Source organism: Mesorhizobium sp. M2A.F.Ca.ET.046.03.2.1 (genome assembly GCF_003952425.1).
Classification (GTDB): domain Bacteria; phylum Pseudomonadota; class Alphaproteobacteria; order Rhizobiales; family Rhizobiaceae; genus Mesorhizobium.
Genome location: NZ_CP034449.1, coordinates 597,166 through 616,014, shown reverse-complemented (window position 1 = coordinate 616,014; position 18,849 = coordinate 597,166). Strand labels below are relative to the sequence as shown.

The 18,849-nt window shown below is 59.0% G+C and carries 17 protein-coding genes; 5 read left to right on the top strand and 12 right to left on the bottom strand.

Annotation, left to right across the window (positions count from 1 at the left end; all coding sequences use genetic code 11):
• Positions 1 to 79 precede the first annotated feature (79 nt).
• On the top strand, positions 80 to 991 hold the full coding sequence (locus tag EJ072_RS03080; RefSeq protein ID WP_245467168.1) for a helix-turn-helix domain-containing protein: 912 nt from the start codon (positions 80 to 82) through the stop codon (positions 989 to 991).
• Here EJ072_RS03080 and EJ072_RS03075 read toward each other — a convergent pair.
• The 11 genes from EJ072_RS03075 to EJ072_RS03025 all read right to left on the bottom strand — a co-directional run bounded on the left by EJ072_RS03075 (position 910) and on the right by EJ072_RS03025 (position 12,956).
• Positions 910 to 2,526: a bifunctional 3-(3-hydroxy-phenyl)propionate/3-hydroxycinnamic acid hydroxylase gene (locus EJ072_RS03075; RefSeq protein WP_126078523.1), complete on the bottom strand. Its 1,617-nt coding sequence runs from the start codon at positions 2,524 to 2,526 to the stop codon at positions 910 to 912. The genes EJ072_RS03080 and EJ072_RS03075 overlap by 82 nt on opposite strands.
• A 197-nt stretch (positions 2,527 to 2,723) precedes the next feature.
• On the bottom strand, positions 2,724 to 3,323 hold the full coding sequence (locus EJ072_RS03070) for a nuclear transport factor 2 family protein (protein ID WP_126078522.1): 600 nt from the start codon (positions 3,321 to 3,323) through the stop codon (positions 2,724 to 2,726).
• A gap of 230 nt (positions 3,324 to 3,553) precedes the next feature.
• Positions 3,554 to 4,450 (bottom strand): bifunctional methylenetetrahydrofolate dehydrogenase/methenyltetrahydrofolate cyclohydrolase FolD, encoded by an 897-nt coding sequence (gene folD / locus EJ072_RS03065; RefSeq protein ID WP_126078521.1) that lies wholly within the window; start codon positions 4,448 to 4,450, stop codon positions 3,554 to 3,556.
• 48 nt (positions 4,451 to 4,498) lie between these two features.
• Positions 4,499 to 5,056 (bottom strand): nuclear transport factor 2 family protein, encoded by a 558-nt coding sequence (locus tag EJ072_RS03060; RefSeq protein ID WP_126078520.1) that lies wholly within the window; start codon positions 5,054 to 5,056, stop codon positions 4,499 to 4,501.
• 19 nt (positions 5,057 to 5,075) lie between these two features.
• Entirely contained in the window at positions 5,076 to 5,828 is a 753-nt protein-coding gene (locus EJ072_RS03055) for an SDR family oxidoreductase (RefSeq protein ID WP_126078519.1), read from the bottom strand.
• 820 nt (positions 5,829 to 6,648) lie between these two features.
• Positions 6,649 to 7,569: an SMP-30/gluconolactonase/LRE family protein gene (locus EJ072_RS03050; RefSeq protein ID WP_126078518.1), complete on the bottom strand. Its 921-nt coding sequence runs from the start codon at positions 7,567 to 7,569 to the stop codon at positions 6,649 to 6,651.
• A gap of 207 nt (positions 7,570 to 7,776) precedes the next feature.
• Entirely contained in the window at positions 7,777 to 9,387 is a 1,611-nt protein-coding gene (locus tag EJ072_RS03045) for a GMC family oxidoreductase N-terminal domain-containing protein (RefSeq protein WP_126078517.1), read from the bottom strand.
• A gap of 73 nt (positions 9,388 to 9,460) precedes the next feature.
• On the bottom strand, positions 9,461 to 10,444 hold the full coding sequence (locus EJ072_RS03040) for an enoyl-CoA hydratase/isomerase family protein (RefSeq protein ID WP_126078516.1): 984 nt from the start codon (positions 10,442 to 10,444) through the stop codon (positions 9,461 to 9,463).
• A gap of 165 nt (positions 10,445 to 10,609) precedes the next feature.
• Complete coding sequence (locus tag EJ072_RS03035; RefSeq protein WP_126078515.1) at positions 10,610 to 11,416, bottom strand: ABC transporter permease; 807 nt, start codon at positions 11,414 to 11,416, stop codon at positions 10,610 to 10,612.
• Positions 11,413 to 12,171 carry an ABC transporter permease gene (locus tag EJ072_RS03030; RefSeq protein ID WP_126078514.1) on the bottom strand — a complete coding sequence of 253 codons (759 nt, stop codon included), beginning with the start codon at positions 12,169 to 12,171 and terminating at the stop codon, positions 11,413 to 11,415. The genes EJ072_RS03035 and EJ072_RS03030 overlap by 4 nt, the downstream gene beginning before the upstream one ends.
• 8 nt (positions 12,172 to 12,179) lie before the next feature.
• A complete protein-coding gene (locus EJ072_RS03025; protein WP_126078513.1) occupies positions 12,180 to 12,956 on the bottom strand; it encodes an ABC transporter ATP-binding protein in 777 nt (258 codons plus the stop codon).
• Between the two features lie 244 nt (positions 12,957 to 13,200).
• Here EJ072_RS03025 and EJ072_RS03020 point away from each other — a divergent pair, with 244 nt between their 5' ends.
• From EJ072_RS03020 to EJ072_RS03010, 3 genes are all read left to right on the top strand, one after another.
• Positions 13,201 to 14,481 (top strand): amidohydrolase family protein, encoded by a 1,281-nt coding sequence (locus EJ072_RS03020; protein ID WP_189343204.1) that lies wholly within the window; start codon positions 13,201 to 13,203, stop codon positions 14,479 to 14,481.
• A 220-nt stretch (positions 14,482 to 14,701) separates the two neighbouring features.
• A complete protein-coding gene (locus tag EJ072_RS03015) occupies positions 14,702 to 15,736 on the top strand; it encodes an ABC transporter substrate-binding protein (protein ID WP_126078511.1) in 1,035 nt (344 codons plus the stop codon).
• Positions 15,737 to 15,870: 134 nt separating this feature from the next.
• Positions 15,871 to 16,857: an amidohydrolase family protein gene (locus tag EJ072_RS03010; protein ID WP_126078510.1), complete on the top strand. Its 987-nt coding sequence runs from the start codon at positions 15,871 to 15,873 to the stop codon at positions 16,855 to 16,857.
• A gap of 334 nt (positions 16,858 to 17,191) precedes the next feature.
• Here the strand turns inward: EJ072_RS03010 and EJ072_RS03005 are convergent, their stop codons facing one another.
• Positions 17,192 to 17,875: a GntR family transcriptional regulator gene (locus EJ072_RS03005; protein ID WP_126078509.1), complete on the bottom strand. Its 684-nt coding sequence runs from the start codon at positions 17,873 to 17,875 to the stop codon at positions 17,192 to 17,194.
• 116 nt (positions 17,876 to 17,991) lie between these two features.
• Here EJ072_RS03005 and EJ072_RS03000 point away from each other — a divergent pair, with 116 nt between their 5' ends.
• Positions 17,992 to 18,843, top strand: a complete 852-nt coding sequence (locus EJ072_RS03000) for a fumarylacetoacetate hydrolase family protein (protein ID WP_126078508.1) — start codon at positions 17,992 to 17,994, stop codon at positions 18,841 to 18,843.
• Positions 18,844 to 18,849: the final 6 nt, after the last annotated feature.

Below are 18,849 nucleotides of genomic sequence, written 5' to 3'. Positions count from 1 at the left end.
TCATCTCCTTAGCTGGCTTAGGTGACGTGATCGCACAGAAGTTGAAGGGCCTGAACCTGAACCTAGCCCCGGACCCGTGATGACCGACGATAGCGATGCCTCAATGTTGGTCCCGCTGCCTGACCGATTCCACAAAGCCGGATCCGGTGTCGATTGGAGGCAACGCGCGATGCGGGCGCCGACCGACGAGCTGGGTTCACGCAGCTCGTCGTTCGGCTCTGTAAGGTCGCTTCAGAGAGGGTTGGCTGTTTTGCAAGCTGTCAACCAGCACAACGGCTTGACGTCGTCGCAAGTTGCCCGATCTGCCGGGATCCCCCGACCAACGGCGTATCGTCTGCTGGAGACGCTCGAAGGTCTGGGGTTCGTGGTCAAGGGAGTATCCGATGAGACCTGGCGCCCAACCCTGCTCACGAAGTCGCTGGGGTCCGGCTATCGCGAGGAGGACTGGGTAGCGCAGATCGCGGCTCCCAAGATGGCCAAGCTCGGCAAGGAGGTTTTGTGGCCGATCGATCTGGTTACTTTCCGCGACTATGCGATGGAGGTCCGCGCTTCCACGCATGGTACCAGCCCATTTTCACTGGACCACGGGATGGTTGGCAGGAGGCTGCCTGTCTTGGAGACATCCGGCGGACGTTCTCACCTGGCATTCTGCACCAAGGTTGAGCGCGACCAGATCTTGGAAGGGCTAAGAAAGAAGCGGGGAATAAGTGGCGAGATATGCTTGCCGGATGGCTGGCTGTCCAAAATACTCCGACGCTGCCAAAGCTTGCGCGTCGGTTATCGAAGCACAGGTTTCAACAGCCGTACCATGAGCATCTCAGCGCCGGTCATGAAAAATGGCAGGCCGATCTCGTGCCTAACGATGATCTGGATCGCGTCTGCGCTGGATTTCGAGAAGGCAATAGAACTTTATAGGGACGCTCTCATTTCGACTGCCGACGAGATTTCAGAGGAACTGTCCGGATTGGAGCTGCCCAGCAGCGTCCTGTAGTTGGTGAGCCCATGCGGGAGGTCTTCGGGCCAGAAGGCTGCGGCGCAATAGCGATCCGGTCGCACGAGCAATATCTGATCCCTGTGTGTTCGAATTGGTCGGGCGGTGCTGAAAGGGCGGGCCTTCTCGACTGTTTCGGCCGGCAGGAAAACCTTCGCTAGAGACAGACCGGCAAAACCGTTGAGGGGAAGGGCTTCGAGCGCTTCAGCGCCGCTCTTGTCTTGAGCGACGAGTGCAAAGCCATCCCCCAACATGTCGTCGAGGCGGAGCTTGTTCCCATCAATGTCCAACTCGGGCTGAGGGATCATTTCGCCCACCAATGAAGCGTCGAATTCGGGCCGATCGAGGTCAATATAGAGACCACCGCCGTGGCGCGGCTTCGGCTTGAATCGCATTTGGACCAGATAGTCGCGCACGGCCGGAAAGGGCTGCAAGGCGGTAAGGAGTTGGTTTCGAAAGGCGATCTGCTCGACCGAGAGCGGCATGACGAAATCGCCCATGACCACTGCAAGCTGGATCATGTCCCAGGCGGGCTTGCGGCGTTCGCTCTCGTAGCTGTCCAGTATCTTCGCATCAGCGCCGCCACGGATGGTCGCAGCCACTTTCCAAGCAATGTTGTGTGCGTCACGCAGGCCCGCATTCATGCCCTGACCTGCGAAGGGGGGCGTCATGTGAGCAGCATCACCCATAAGGATCACGCGTCTGTCCAGCAGTTTTTCTGCCATGCGGGCATGGAAAGTATAAACGGTCTTTCGCAGGATTTGCGCCTCGTCATATGGCCTATGGGGTTTCAGAAGCGAGGCGAGGAAATCCGGCTGGAGGACCTGCTCCCTGGTCTCACCCGGAAGCAGCATGAATTCATATCGGCGACCCGTATTGGGCGCAGGTATGCTCACCATAGGGCGGGTGTTGCTACAAAAGAACTTGGAAAAGCGAGATGTATCGGGGTCGCCAATCGTGTCGAGCACGATCCAGTCCTGGGAGTACGTATTCCCAGCCATCTTGATGTTCAGTGCTTCTCGAATGGGGCTACGGCCGCCGTCACATGCAAGCAGCCACTGTGCCTCGATCGTATAGGTCTGCCCGTTCGCATGGCGCGCCTTGACGGTCACTCCGTGCAGGTGGTTTTCGAAGCTGACGACCTCGGAAGAAAATTGAAGTGTGCCGGGCGCCCTTTCCTCAAGGTGCGTTCTCAAAGCGTCTTCCAGTTCGGGCTGGTAGATGTATTGCCGCTTCGGAAAGCCATAGTCCTCCGACCCGGCCCCCGTCTCCGCAAAAACCGTCCCGTCATCCGCGATGTATCTTGCGCCGACGGCAGCAAGCGACTTCTTTGCATAGCTTTCGTGAAGACCGAACGCTTGCAGCGTCCTCATGCCTTCATCATCCAGGACGATCGCGCGGGGCAGATTCAAGGGCGCGGCCTCGCGCTCGAGCACTACACAGTCCACGCCATACGATGCAAGCAAGTTCGCTGTGGTCAGGCCTGTTGGTCCGGCACCGGCGATTACGACAGAGATTCTCTTTGGATAGCCCACGGTCGTCGCTTCCCAGTTCTCGATCTACGCAAATCATAGGTACACAGCGCTTCAGCCGTCCAAGCCGCGCAAGGATATGTCCATAGCGCGGACAGAAGGCTTACCAAGTCGCTGAACATCGCAATTATCAAAACCAGCGCCGACCGCCGGCTTAAGGGCCTTCGACGATCGCCCATATCCTCTTAGCGGTTCTGGCCTCACGTCCGTGCGAGCAGCCAGTCTCGGCAGGATCTCCTATAAGCTTCCGCCTCTGGGCTACCGTCGCAGAGGATATTGTCCTGAAGCTTGCGGCCCATCTGCAGCAAGCGAAAGCCTATAAACCGATAGGGTTCCGGGATTGCCGAGAAGTCGGTCTCTGACATCATGCGGTCGAATGAGTCACTTGGGATGACCGGATCGAGGCGGTCCTTTTCATAAACGGCGACACGACGCGCAATTCTCCAGCGACCGTCTCGTCGAACAAGCCGGTCGATAAACCTTGCGTAGGAGACGTTATCAACAGCCACGGCCGACAGCGTAAGCCTAGCCAGGATCTGAACGCTTGTCTCGGCGACAGCTCGTTCGCCGTAGAGATCGACGGCTGGCTGTCCAACGACGTGCTTTCCTCGAGGTCCGACTTTCAGGAAAGATTTCTTGCAAGCTTCGATGAAGCCGCCAACGGTTCCGGAATACCAGGTGACATGCATCTCGCCATCTGGCGTGTAGCAATCGGCAAGCGACTCCCAGCGTCCTTGGTCCCGGCTCAAGCCCCACACCTGCATGAGGTGAGCGATCTCTACAATGCTGGGAAAGTCCATAATTTCGTTCTCCTAATTCTGGCCCTAGCGATAGCATTTAGCCGTTCACGCTTCAGCCTATTGCGCGCCGATGTCCACGGCACGGACAGGTTCAGGTCATGTCGGTGTCGCGACACCGACTCTGCGCGCGGAGAAAAACACGACAACAGGCTAGGCAATGGACCTGCTGGCCACCTTCAATGCCGCCACCAACGGGTGCAAGCGCTCTTCAAATTTCCACTGCCCACGCCTCAGAACTTTGGCGGCTCAATCCTCGCCATGCGGCAGGCCGAGATGAGCGTGTTGGCCATCAGCATGGCGATGGTCATCGGACCGACGCCGCCGGGCACCGGCGTGATCGCACCGGCACGCTCGGCCGCGTTCTTGTAGTCGACGTCGCCGACCAAGCGGGACTTGCCGTCGCCCTTCTCGCGGGCCGGGACGCGGTTGATGCCGACGTCCACGACGGTGGCGCCGTCCTTGATCCAGTCGCCTTTGACCATCTCCGGTCGCCCCACCGCGGCGACGAGAATGTCCGCCGTACGGCAGAGTGCGGGCAGGTCTTTGGTCCGCGAATGAGCGATGGTGACTGTACAGTTGGCGGCGAGAAGCAAATTCGCCATTGGCTTGCCGACGATGTTGGAGCGACCGACGACGACGGCGTTGAGGCCGGAGAGATCGCGGCCGCGCACGCGTTCAATCAACAGCATTGAGCCCGCTGGCGTGCAGGGCACGAACGCGGTCGCAGTTTCGCCGGTGCCCAACTTGCCAACATTGATGAAGTGGAAGCCGTCGACATCCTTGTCGGGAGCGATTGCCTGGATGACGGCGCCGGAATCGATGCGGTCAGGCAACGGAAGCTGAACGAGGATGCCGTGGATGGCCGGATCGGCGTTGAGCTCGGCGATGAGCGCAAGCAGCATAGCCTGCGACGTCTCGGCCGGCAGCGTATGCTGGACCGAGTGGAAGCCACATTCCTCGGCTTTTCTCGACTTGGAAGCGACGTAGACTTGGCTGGCGGGATCCTCGCCGACCATGACCACCGCAAGGCCGGGCACGACGCCCTTTGCCTTCAGCTCTGCCGAAGAGTTCGCAACTATCGCCACGACATCTTGCGCTACCTGCTTTCCGTCGATGATTTCAGCCATGCGGACGCGTTCCCTCCCGATAGCTCGGCGGCCTGACGAATTGCGCTGTCAGTGCCACCAGTTTTCGAAAAAGCGCGCTGATGGATCTTCATCGCCACGACCAGCCGGCTGACCGTCCGGGTAAGGGGTTTCGGGGCGGGGCTGAGGCTCGGAAGTGTCGGCCGCGACAGGATCGGTCCGCACTATGTCGCCCACGAGCAGGCGGTGGACAATTTTCCATTCGCCGTTCCGGCATTCCCATTGATCCAGGTAACGCGAAAGGCGTGTGACGTCGACCAATTTGCCTTCACGGTTTGCCCGGAAAAGACACAATGTGCGCGCCTCCGACTTTGCCCTGTTGGTTGGCAGATCAAGCTCGACATGGATGTTGGTGATTATGTGGTTGATCGAAACAAAGTTCTTGCAGAGCCTGACGACAGCCTGCTCGAGGAATGCGTGTGCCGGGCCATTGTAGAAACCATGATTGTCGATCGCATCGTCGAAGAAGCAGGATTTCAGGAGAGGCAGGTCGCCGCGATCCATGCCGCGGCAATACCGGATAAGAATGTCTTCGATGTCCCTCCGAGCCTTGAGCTCTGATAGGGTCGAGGATTCGCTGGTGATCATCAGACTGCCTTTCGTGAGCTCAATGCATGACCGAGCCGCCGTCTACCACGAGGGTCTGGCCTGAGATGAAGTCGCTGTCGGCCGACAGCAGGAATACCACGGCGCCGTTGAGATCTTCCGGCATCTGATCGCGAGGAAGACAGCGGCTAGCCAATGTCATGGTGCTGAGGACATTTAGTTCGTCCGGATCGCGCGACTGCACGCCGTCGCTCAGCGTGAAGCCCGGCGCGAGGCAGTTGACGCGCACGCCGTCGCTGCCAGCCTCGCGGGCGATAACCCGGGTGAGCGCGATCACCGCTCCTTTTGAACTCACATAGTGCAACATATTCGTGATGCCCTTGAAGACGGTGCCGGACGAGGTGTTCACGATCTTGCCGTAGCCCTGAGCGCGCATCGCAGGCATGACCGCACGGCAGAACTCAAAGGTGCCGCGCACATTAACCTGCATGACCCGGTCGAATTCTTCCGACTCAATTTGCTCGAACGGCTGGCGCTTCAGCGAGGCGAACAAGGCTCCGTTGTTCACGAGGCCATCGATGCGGCCGAAACGGTCGAGCACGCGCGAAGTGAAGGCCTCGACAGAGGCTCGGCTTGAAACGTCGCAAGTGCCGCCAATTGAATTCCCGCCGATCTCGGCCACGATATTGCTGGTGTCCAACACGTCGCAGGCGGCTACGTTCGCCCCTTCTGCAGCCAGCGCGCGCGCATAGGATGCGCCGATGCCTCGCGCGGCCCCCGTGACGATGACGGTTCTTCCCCTGAGACGATCCATGTTCAGTGTCCTTTTTCAGATGATTGGAGGTGGACGGCCAGCGGATGAAGGGTCCGAGGGTCCAACCCTGTTAGAGCGGCCAGGTTCTAATTGTATTGCCTTGTTTCTCGGCGAAACCACTATCGGTTGAGGGTTGGATAAAGCCGGCGGAGCGCTTGTAACCCCGCATACCGGCCGCCAGGAACGGTCGGTTCAACGGCAGGAGATCAGCTCTATCTTCCTCTCGCGTGGGCCTTTACTTGGGTCGGGTTGAGAATGTATATTCAATCGATAAATGCATTATAATCAAGTGTCAAGCCGGACTGAATTCAAGCTCCTTTGGGGCTTGCGGGAACAGCCTCGCCTCCGGCCGCCGATAGTCGCCTGGCAGCCGGACCTGAAAAAGTATGCATGCTGGAGATACGTCATGGTTGCAGACATAGTCACTCTCTATCCGGGAAAGTCATGCGAGGAACTGGCAAAATGCCCGTCTGGCCCGAGCGTGAACAAGCGCCCGGACACCGTGCCCTCCATCGCCGATCTTATTGCGCGGTTTCATGAGAAATCGGGTACGGCAGAGCCTCCGCGACAGGTGGCGTCGCTTGCCGTCCTTGGAAGAATATACTTCTTATAGTCGATCGCTGTGCGCAGGATGGACTGGATAGAAGCATCAGGCGCGGCAGGCATCGGCACCAAAACGCGCGGCGAAGTCCGTCACGATTTCCGCGAACGGCGTGGGAAAGCTCGAGACCCGCTGCACGGTGTCCGAACCAAATTATTTCCCGTTTGTGCGTACAGACAAAAGCGGACCCACCGGACGAGTGCGCCCGCTATGCGGTGACTACAGCAACGCGAGTCGCACTGGCAGCCCCGGAACCCCGACACGGCAGGTGTAAAGCCCACCTGCCGTCGGCGCTGCTTCCAGCTCTTCCGGCGTATGGCGCAATCTGAGTGTTGTGATGTAGAGGGTCATCATGTCTGGGCCGCCAAAGGCGAGGCAGGTCGGGCCTTTGACGTCCAGCTCGATCTGCTCGAGCAATTTCCCGTCCGCAGAGATGCGCACCACACAGCCACCGAATGCGCGGGCGCTCCAATAGCACCCTTCCACGTCGAGCTTGGCTCCGTCGGGAGCACCGGGGGCGATGTCGCGGTCGGCGAACGGGGTCAGCTCGCGCCAGTTCGCGAAGCCATTTGTTAGCGAAAAGCGGCGGATGACCCCGTCGCGTGTATCAGTGAGATAAAGCACCGCCCCGTCGGCGGAGATCGCAAGGCCGTTGCTGACAGTGATGCCGTTGAGTAGCTTTTCTAGCCGCCCGGACGGATCGAGGCGATAAATCGAACCCGCAGGCTTCCAGTCGCGGTTGTCCATGGTCCCGAAGACAATGCCACCCTGATGGTCGACTGTTGCATCGTTGACCCGGGTTTGCGGGAGGTCTGGTTCGACCACGGCCAAAGTGTCGAACTGAGTCATGTCCGCGTTGGAGCTGACGATGCGATCGAGAAATCCGAGGACGAAACCAGGACGGCGCCGGGGCAAAATAAATGCAGCAGGCTGCGGTAGGTTAAACCGGTGAACTCGCCCGATTTCGTCCAGCCTGTAGATGCGGGCTTGTTCGATATCCGTCCAATAGATGCAGTTATCGCGCGGGTCGCAAAACACGCTTTCGCCCAGCGTGTTCTTGCAGTCCACGAGGCATTCCGCCCGCTTTATCATATTTGTGGGTTCCTCGATCGTGGAACTGCCGATCGCGATGCCATGCACTGATGCATCAGATTTGTCGACGCAGTTTGAGCTCTGTGTCCGCCTGCCGAACACCCCCAGCCGAGCGGCCTTGGCAGTTGTTAAGCGGCTGCGGTCGGTGCATCTACCAAAGGTACTTCGCCGGCCAAGACGGCATGGCGGCTTGACCTCGGAGGGGCGGAGCGAACCAAATGTCGGATGAGTGTCCGGCTCTTGCCTGACCGCAGCTCAAGGCCGGTTGTCGGCGATAATCATCTCGGCCCCCCTTAGCGCGATCATCGCGGTGGGGGTATTGGTGTTGCCTGACGTGATTGTGGGCATCACAGACGCGTCGATCACGCGCAGGCCATCGAGCATAAGGACACGCAGACGTTCATCCACGACTGCCATCGGATCCGTCGACCGGCCCATTTTGGCGGTACCCACTGGATGGAAGATGGTTGTCCCGATATCGCCGGCGGCCTTGGCCAGCGATGCATCGTCATCTGCGACATTTGGGCCGGGCAGGTACTCTTCAGGTCGATACGGTGCGAGAGCCGATTGCGCCATGAGGCGTCTCGTTACGCGGATTGCGTCGGAGGCCACTTTTCGATCCACATCGGTACTGAGATAGGCTGGTGCAATGTGAGGTTTTGCGTCGGGGTCTGGCGAAACGACTTTGACTTCACCGCGAGACGTCGGGCGCAGGTTGCAAGCGCTTACTGTTATTGCAGGGAAGGGGTGCAGGGGCTCCCCGAACTTATCGAGCGACAGGGGCTGAACGTGGAACTGAATGTTCGCTCGATCCTGGAATCGATCGGAGCGTGTGAAGATGCCTAGCTGGGATGGCGCCATAGTTAGCGGCCCACGCCGGCGAACCAGGTAATCCAAACCCATCATCCCGCGCCGGAACAGGCTTTGGTATTGCTCGTTCAGTGTGCGACCATGCCCGACTTTGTAGATCGCCCGTTGTTGAAGATGATCCTGCAGGTTCCTGCCGACGCCGGGAAGATCGACCAGGTTTGGGATGCCAGCAGCACGAAGCCATTGTGCAGGACCGACCCCGGAGCGATGAAGGATTTGGACGCTGCCGATTGCGCCGGCTGAGAGAACAACTTCCCTGCGGGCTCGCACTGAAATTCTCTGGCCGCCCACCATCAGTTCGATGCTGCTGGCACGACGATTCTCGAATACCACCTTGTCGACGATCACATTGGTGCGCAGTTCGAGATTGGGACGGCTGAGCGCTGGCTTGAGGAAGCCGCGGGCAGATGACCATCGCCTTCCGAGCTTTTGATTGACGTGAAAATAGCCGACACCTTCATTGTCGCCAGTGTTGAAGTCCGGGCTTTCGGGAACCCCCATTTCAATTGCTGCGCTCTTCACCGCGTCCAAGATCCGCCATGAGACACGCGGGGCTTCAATTCGCCAACCGCCGCCAATCCCGTGAAGCTCGCTCTCTCCCAGAAAATGGTCTTCGAGCCGTTTGAAGACCGGCAGGACGTCGTCCCATCCCCACCCCGCAAGGCCAAGCTGACGCCAGCCGTCGTAGTCGAGCGACTGACCCCGCATGGAAATCATCGCATTGATGGCCGACGAGCCACCGATCACTTTGCCGCGCGGATAGGCCAGCGACCTGCCGTTCAATCCGGGCTCCTCGACCGTGCGAAACATCCAGTCTGATCGCGGATTCCCGATGGTGAAGAGGTAGCCGACGGGAACATGGAACCAGATCCACCGATCATTGCCACCTGCTTCGATGACGAGCACACGGTTGCGCGGGTCCGCGGAAAGCTGGTTGGCAACGATGCATCCTGCGGTTCCGGCACCGACGACGATATAGTCGTATTCTTCCGTCATGGACCCGGTGTCCTCCCAAATATCGTGGGTAAAGCGGGCTGGTCTGACCCGACAGCCTGTTTTCTATCAAGCATCAGCCAGCGCTACGCCATAGCGGCGCTCTATCCTTGTCAACCAGCATCGCGCGAACCCCTTCGGAGAAGTCCGGGTGGGTGATCGCGATCCGCGCGGCCTTCAGTTCATTGTCGAGACACTGACGAAGGGAAGCGTTCCTGCCAGCGTCAAGCAGCTCAAGGATCAGCGCATGGCTGTGAGGCGAGCCAGCTGAAAGCTGAACCATTGCTTCATCGCGCAAAAGCGACGGCTCGCGTCTTAGCGCATCGAGAATATCAGTGATTGATCGGCCGCTAAAAGCTCGTTCCGCGAAACTGATCCATTCGGGATCCGGGCCATTGCGGTGTGCTGAGCGGAGATCCAACAAAGCACTATCAACCTGCTCATGGGCCGTCGCGCACAAGATGGAAAAGGCGTCATCGACTTGCTCCGGCCGGATCACATAGTCGACCAGCCCAAGTGACGCCGCCTCTTGGCCGTCAAGTCGCCGTCCCGTGAGCCCCAGCCAAGCCCCCATTCCCGCAGGCAGTCTGGATAGGAAATATGTCGACCCGACATCCGTGACATAGCCGATCGCGGCTTCCGGCATCGCGAACAGGCTGTCTTGCGTGGCGACGCAAATATCGCCGTGCATTGACAGTCCCATTCCTCCTCCCATGCAAATACCTTTCACAAGGGAGAAGACTGGCTTTGCATTATTGCCGAGAGCCAGGTTGAGAGCAAACTCAGCGCGGAAGAATTCCATCGCTTCATCGAACCGGCCCTCAAGGCACAGTTCCCGGATGGCGCGCACGTCGCCGCCGGCACAGAAAGCTTTCGGGGACGTCGAGGCAATGACCAACCTATCGATGCCGGCGTCCTCGTTCGCCATGGCCAGGCAGCGCGCGATCAGCATTATCATTGGGGGCGTGAGCGCATTGAGCGCCCCCGGACGGTCAAGCCATATGACACCGGCCCGCCCAATCGGTTCGTAGGAGACCGCTTCGCTGGAGTTCATGGACATCGGGTCGGTGCTCAGGGCAGGGGTTGGCCGATTGCCAACGACACTTCGAACAGAAGCCGCGTAAGGACGTTCGCGATCTCAAGGCGGTGGTCGCCGACAAGGCGCTCGAGGTTTGCGACGAAGGAGGTCGCGTGGGATGGGCGGCGCTTGACCACTGGACTGCCTTTAGAAGCTGCTTGGCGCGTGGGATTCTGCGTGCCAGCGAAGCAGGCGCTGGCGCAGCATTGCCATGCCTCTGATAAGGACAAAGCCGATGAGCCCTATTTCGATCAAACCCGCGCAAACACCGGTGATATCGGCGAAACGTGAGGCATTCATCATGCGAGCGCCGATGCCAGTCCCTCCCATCAACATCTCGCAGACCACGTTCACGATGAGCGCTATAGGCAGTGCCACCTGGATGCCAGTAACGATGCTTGGCGTAGCAGCTGGCAAATAGACGTCGGTCAGCAGTCGCGTGCGCGAGGTACCTATGCTGCGGGCGGACCAGGTCAGGAACTTATCAACACTGTTGATGCCCACGATGGTCGCGGTGACCACCGGCAAGATTGAATCAAAGACGATCATGAAAATCTTGGTTGTGTCATAGACGCCAAGCCAAAGGATGAAGATTGGCAAGAAGACAATCTTAGGCATGGGGAATGCGATCGAGACGAGTGGATCGAGGAACCAGCGCACGGGCCGCATGGTGACCATCGCTATCCCAACCATCAGTCCGAGAATGCATGCGATTGAGAACCCGGCGATCGTCCGGTAGAGGGTGCTGATCAGGTCGACATGCAGCGCGTCCTGGAGGAGGTCGCTCCATATCCGTCGCAGCACAGTACTGAATGCCGGGAGGTAGAACGGCGACAGAAATCCGAAGGCCGACGCGGCCTCCCAGGCGAGGAGGAGCACCGCGATGCTCGCGATGCTGACAACCGAACCGTGTGCGAATGCTCTTCGCATCGTCGTGAGTGATCTTGTGGTCATGCTGTCTGCCACCTCAAGGCCCTAGCGGTGATGGCAAGGAATATGCGGTCGGCCGCAAAGCCGAGGATGGCGACAGTGAGCGCCACGGCAAACATTGCCGAATACGCTCCAGTCCCCCCAAGGAAGCTTATCAGGCAGCCGAAGCCGTCACGGGCGACGAGCAACTCCGAGCCGACGACAAGCATGAAGGAAAGCGCCAGTGCAGTTCGTATGCCGTTCAAGATCTCGCCGAGCGAGCTGGGAACGATCACATCGCGGATAACACGAGGCCATGAGGCACTCATGCTCCTAGCGGACCAGATGAGGAACTGATCGGTGCCTCTCGCCCCGTTATAGGCGCTGAGCGTAATCGGCAAGATGCAGCCCAGGAACACGACGAGGATCTTTGAGCCGTCTCCAAACCCCAGCCAGATGGCCGCGATCGGAATCAGCGCCACCTTTGGGATTGGGTAGAACAGTTCGAGAAAGGGCGAAACGATCAGTCTCAGCGGAGCCCAGACAGCCATGCCCACGCCGAGCAGGACCCCGACGGCGGTCGCCGACAGGAGACCTATCGCCACGCGGTAGAGCGACACGGCTGCATTGCTGGTGAGTTCGCCCGAAGCCACCATCTCTAGCCACGATTGACCGATCTTGAACAGTGGCGGAAAGAGATCGCTCGAGAAGGCTCCGGAGCGTGCAACGGCCTCCCAGGCTGCCAACAGAATGAGGATCGGAAGATAGCGGACGATGTCCGTGACGAGCTTGAACCCCATTTCGCCACCTAATGTCCGACGGCGTCAGATTTGAGGTAATCCCAGATCTCATCTACACGCCGGATGAACTGCGGTTCCCGGTGGCGATTGGGATCCGACTTGTCAAACAGGTTGTCCATGACGGAGACGATACGACCAGGACGCGCCGACATAAGCGCGATCTTGTCGGAAAGGAGGACGGCCTCCTGCACATCATGAGTGACGAAAATCACCGTCTTTTTTGTCCGCTGCCAAATCGACAGCAGTTCCTCTTGAAGCACGCCCCGCGTTTGCGCGTCGAGCGCTCCAAATGGTTCGTCCATAAGCAATATTTGAGGGTCGAGCGCCAATGTCCGTGCAATGGCGGCGCGCTGTCTCATGCCGCCGGAAAGCTGTGAGGGGTAGCTCTGCTCAAAGCCAGCCAGTCCTACAAGCTCGAGGAATTTCTGGGCGTGCGCGCGCGCCTCATTCGTAGCCATCCCCTTCAGCCTTAGTCCATATTCAACGTTGGCCAGGGCAGTCTTCCACGGGAAGAGCGCAAAGTGCTGAAACACGATTCCGCGATCCGGGCCTGGGTCGATCACTTTCTTCCCGGCAACCGTTATCGTGCCCGCGACAGGGCGAATGAATCCGCCAAGCAGATAGAGCAGCGTTGATTTTCCGCACCCGGATGGCCCCAACAGCGAGACAAATTCGCCATCCGCAACGTCCAAAGAGACCCTGTCAAGCGCAAGAACCGACCTGCCATGTGATGGCCGGTATTCAAGTGTAACGTCTTTGACCTCGACCTGAGGCTGCGCTGCCATTCTATTCCTCCCAAAGGCGGCCCCGCGAAATCCTCCGGCGCCTCCTCCAAACGCGCCCAGCATGAGCACTTGAAAAAAACTATTTCTTCGCTACAAATGCATAATCCATTGAGGGTTGTCAACACGGCTGATGCTGGTGGGACGATGCTCTGTGGAAGGATAGCGCCGTCAGATTTAACGGCAGAGAATGCGCCTCCGTGCAGTTTTTGGGAGGCAAACAGGAAACCCCCAGGAGGAACAGGTAATGTATCTGACAGGCGCCGACGAAGGGCTGCAACGGGAGATCGATGCGTTCGTCGCGATCGACAGCCACGCCCATCCGCAACCCCTTGGCGCGGAGCCGGCCGGCGTGGCTGAGTCACCGATTCAACCCTATGAGTTTGAGCTCCCGAAGCGGATGCGGCCGTACAATCCCGAATATCTCGACGCTTGGTCGGCCCTTTGGGGATACGAGCACCGCGATTTCGAGCCTGGCCATCTCGCCAATTTGATGGAGACGAAGGCATCCATCATGGCCTCGCACGGTTTGGCCTACAATCCGTGGGTGCTGGATCGCCTCAATCTCAAATCGATGGTCAATATAAATGCGGACATCCAAGAGACGCTGCCGATGGCGCGGTTTCCTTGGTGCATGCATGCCGAATGGATGCTCTGGCCCTTCCTTTGCGATCCGATGCCGGACGGACCGTCCCGCCGCCTTTTCGATACGATGGTCCGCAAGCTCAAGCAATTTGACCGCGAGGATGTGCCTGGGACCGTCGACGCTTATCTGGAGCAGGTCGTGTTCGCCTCGCTGCGCAGCGGCAAGGAGAGCGGCGCGATCGGAATCAAGTTCAACACACCCTATTCACGCGATCTGAGCTTCGGCAGTTACGACCGGGCTGACATTGAACCCCTCTATGCAAAGGGACGGAGGGGGCGCAAGCAGGGCACCCTGTCGCCTTCCGAACATAAAGCGATTCAGGACTACGTGTTCAGGGCCATTGCGCTTGAGGCGGGCAGGCTTGACTTGGCGGTCCAGATGCATACCGGCATTGGCGCCAAGCGGCAGTTCCGAGTTTCGGGTAGCAACCCGTTGCTGATGGAGACGGTGTTCCGAGAAGCGTCTCAAACCCGCTTTCTCTTGCTCCACGGAGGGTGGCCTTTTGTGACGGAGACCGTCACGCTGACCTCATATGCCAATGTCTATACTGACTTTTCCTGTGCTGATCTCTTTCAATATCCCCGCTCCCTCTCGAACCAGATCAGGCAGGCGCTGGAGTGGTTCCCAGAGAAGCTGATGTACGGCACCGACGCATATTCGGATGTGGCCTTTGGAATGTTGTCGGGCGTTCCCGTAAGGGCCAATCCGTTGCATGGCTGGGAGGAGAAGGCTTGGATGATGGACCGCACCGGCCGGCAGGCGCTCGGTTTGGCGTTGAGCGGTATGATGGCCGACGGTCACATTTCCGGGCGCGAGGCGGAAGCCTATATCGGCATGGTCATGCGTAACACCGTCAAGGAATTTCACAGGCTGGAGGGTTAGCGAGAGGCAATCCGAATCCATGCCTCCGCATTGCGGACCTTCACCGTCTGCCTTCTGAGCCAGGCGGCTTTCACCCGATTCGAAGCCACGGCGTCGCTCGCAATAAGGATGAAAGATTTGCTTGCGTGTAATACATTTCACAATTAAAAATGCATAATCCGACGGTCCATAGGGCCCGCCGCGTAGAAGGCGCTTTCAGCGCGTCACAAAGGAGGAGAAGGTGAGGAAATATTTCCACAGGACAAGTCAGCCAGTCGTCGCCGTCATGGCGGCGCTGGCTATGATTGGCCTATTTACGGCTGGCGCGATTGCCGAGCCGGTCAAGCTCAGGGTGAGCTGGGTTTCGGCCCCCTCAAACCTGATATCCCTCATGATGAAGAAGTCGGACATACTCCTCCATGCAGGGAAGAGCTATGTCGTGGAGCCGGTTTATGTTGCCGGCTCCTCGCCCACCATCACCGCATTGCAGGCGGGGGAGCTCGACATCGGCACGCTGAATTACGTTAGTCTGCCGCTTGCTGTGCAGAATGCCGGCCTGACAGATCTGAAGGCATTCTCGCTCGAGAGCTTGGATGGTGGTGAGGGTTGTTTCTCCGCTGAGTTCAGGGTTCGCAAGGGCTCAGGAATCAAGACCGTTGAAGACCTGAAGGGCAAGGTAGTTGCCACCATCGGCCGTGGAAGTGGGGTGCATCTGTCGCAGCTGGCCATGCTGAAGAAACACGGCCTGGAGGAAAACCGCGACTACACGCTCATCGAGAGTCCCTTCCCCACGATGAAGGCCCTGCTCAAGGATGGCAAGGCTGACCTCATCGCCTCGACGTCGGTCACCTCGGCGGATCCGGAACTGCAAGAAAACTCCGATACGCTCTTCACGACCCGCGATGCCTTTGGCGGGCCAGTCGCACTGTCATTCTGGGTGGTGAGTCAGAGCTTCCTTGATAAGAATCGCGCCGCTGTCGTCGACTTCATGGAAGACTTTCTTCGCGTCAACCGCTGGTATACCGATCCGGCCAACCGCCAGGAGGCACTTAAGATATTCTCGGAGGCCACCAAGCTGCCGACGTCCGCGATCGACGCCTATGTCTTCAAGCCTGGCAAGGACTTTTGCCGCCCGCACAACCTTGCCTTGGATCCGGCGCTTCTCCAGAAGAACGTCGACGTGGTTCGCGGACTTGGGGTTGTGAAGGCGGATTTCGACGCCATGCAGCATTTCGATCCGACCATCGTCAACGAAGCGGCCGCAAGACTTCAGTAGCAGTCAATGATTGTAGGAAGCCAGCGGCTAAGCCGCAGCCACTGGCTTCCGGTTCACCGCTCTTATCCGATACCGATCTGAACTGGCGCACCCATGCGTAGCCAGTCCGACCGACCTGCCAAAGAGATGCAACGATGCCACTGGACGCCTACACCCATATTTTCCCAGAAAAATACCTCAACGCGCTGATCTCCCGTTCGACTGGGCTCGGCAATAGCGCTGCACGGTTGAGGGGGGTGCGCTCGCTGACAAACCTCGATGCCCGCTTCCGAGAGATGGACGTCATCGATGGCTACAGCCAGGTGATCGCTTCCCCGCATCCCGTGCTGGAAGAGATCGCCACTCGGGAGAATGCCACCGAGCTGGCACGCATATGCAATGACGAGATGGCGGAACTGGTGCGCCTCCACCCGGACCGTTTCCCCGCCTTCGTAGCCACGGTGTCGCTTCTCGACGTGGACAGCGCCGTTTCGGAGATACGGCGCGCCGTCACCGAACTCGGCGCGCGCGGAGTGCAGATCTACACGAACATCGTCGGTCGGCCACTTGATCTGCCGGAGTTCGAGCCGATCTTCGCGACCATGGCCGAGCTTGACCTGCCTATCTGGCTCCATCCGGCGCGCACGGCCGCAATGACCGACTACAAGTCCGAAGCGAAATCCCGCTATGAGATGTGGTGGTGTTTCGGCTGGCCTTACGAAACATCAGTGGCGATGTCTCGGCTGGTCTATGCCGGCGTCCTCGACCGTTATCCGAATCTGAGGATCATTACCCATCATTTGGGTGGGATGATCCCGTTTTTCGACGGAAGGGTCGGGCCTGGCATGGAATTCCTCGGCAGCCGGACTGCTGACGAGGACTACAGCGGCGTTCTGCGCTCACTGAAGAGACCCCACCTGGACTATTTTCGCATGTTCTATGCCGATACCGCTCTCTTCGGCGGCACGGCGGGGCTCCCTTCGGGCCTGAAGTTTTTCGGCGCGGAGCACGTTCTCTTCGCGACCGATATGCCGTTTGGCCCAATCCTGCCCACCTACGCGGCTCTCGACACGGTTGACCTCGAAGCAGGGGACCGGGAGAAGATACTGGGTGGCAACATCAAGGCGCTGCTCAGGCTGTAGTCGATATCAATTCGGCAACCGGCGGGAACGGCAAGACCGTTCCGGTTTGTTTGCCGGGGGCGGGTTTTGCTCGATTGGGGGCGGGCCATCAGAGCGCAACCCGCCCCGCCATATCCTCGCTTCCTCGGCCGAGTTCTGAGACCACCCGTTTTGCGCCGCCCGGGCATGTGAAATCTCCAGCCGAGCTAGGGCGTGCTCCCATGAGCGGCCGTCACAGGGGCCAAGGGCGTGGGACGTTCAACTCCCTTCGAGCGGTAAGGCCACGTGCCTTTGACGGTCGGCCATTTTGCGGCTGAGCGTTGGCCGAAAATCGGCTATACCTACGCAGCGCGCATCAGTCCTCAGAGAATGGGATTCGCGACTTCAGAAGGATGTCGGTCGTTCGGCGCAGGTGTGCAGCCATGTGACGAACGGCAGCCTCAGTATCGCGGATGATCGCTGCCTTGGCGATCGCTTCGTGCTCTGCTGAGACGTCACGACCTTCCTCGTCGAGCGGGCCGGAGAGACGGCGATAGCGCTCGGACTGGATGAATAATTGTTGGCGCAGCTTTTGCCACCAGGTGTTGGGGCAAAGCGACGTTAGTTCGGAATGGAAAGCAAAATGGAGCTGATGCCATTGCTGACCTTCCCGGGAACCGGGAACACGAGCCGTGTGTTCCAAAGCACGAAGCTGGTGCTGCAGCGAGAGGATCCTGCCTTCCCATTCTATCCCTGCAGCCGCAATCGTATCGGCCAAGCATCTGCATTCGATCTGCACACGCACTTGGGTCAGGTCCTCGAGGTCGCGTCGCGAGATCGGCGCGACCACGAAACCTTTCTGGGGCTGCGCCACGACGAGCCCTTCCGCGGTCAGGCCCGACAACGCCTCGCGCACGGCTCCCGAACTTGAGTCGAATGCCTCACTCAACTGGTCGATTTTGAGCTTGTCACCCGGGGCATACTTCGCCTCGACGATCGCTGCTTTCAGCAGGTCGAATGTGCGCGCAGTCTGGCTCTTGTAGCTGGCCACAGTGCTCATCGCGGGTCCCGTGCAAGAAACTATTCGGATATCGAATATACATTTTATGTTGCATAATCAAGTTTTTTACGACATAGAGTGGCTCAAAAGTATCCGATTGAAAGCTGGAGAGGACGATGCGTTTTAGGAGCTATTCGCTCGATGGGAAGCTCGGTCTGGCCGTCAGGACCGAAGACGGTTGGCGCGGCTTAAATGAAGGTGCGTTGGCTTGGCCAGGCAGCCTCGATCAGATTGTCAGGGAGGGCAGCTATGAGGATGCCTTCCTGGCCCTCTCGAAGGGAGATCTCATCGACATGGCGCGCGTCGCCTCCGACCTGCCATTCCGTCATGCCGGCAAGGTGCTGTGCGTGGGGCTGAACTATGCCGACCACGTTTCCGAGAGTCGAATGGAAGTACCGTCCTTCCCGACGGTGTTTGTCCGGTTCAACGAAAATCTCGTCCCTCATGGGGCGAGCCTCGTTCGACCGAAGGTCTCGTCGTTGTTCGACTATGAAGGAGAACTCGTCGCTGTCATTGGCAAGGCTGGGCGCGCGATCCCAGTCGAACGCGCCCTCGAGCATGTTGCCGGTTACACGGTCTTCAACGACGGCTCCATTCGCGATTTCCAGCTGCAGACGAACCAATGGACCATTGGCAAGAATTTCGATTCTACCGGCTCCATTGGGCCTGAATTCGTCACTGCGGACGAATTGCCCGCCGGTGCAAGCGGGCTGCGCATCCAGACGCGGCTCAACGGAGAGGTGCTGCAGGATGCGAGCACCGCTGATCTGATCTTCCCGATTGCCGAGCTGGTCGCCAAGCTGAGCGTTGGCATGACCCTCAACCCGGGCGATCTGATTGTCAGCGGCACACCGTCCGGCGTCGGCAATGCACGAGATCCGAAGATATTCATGAAGCCAGGAGACGTCTGTGAGGTAGAGATTGAGAACATCGGGACCCTCTCTAATCCCGTGGTCGCGGAAGCCTGATCCGAG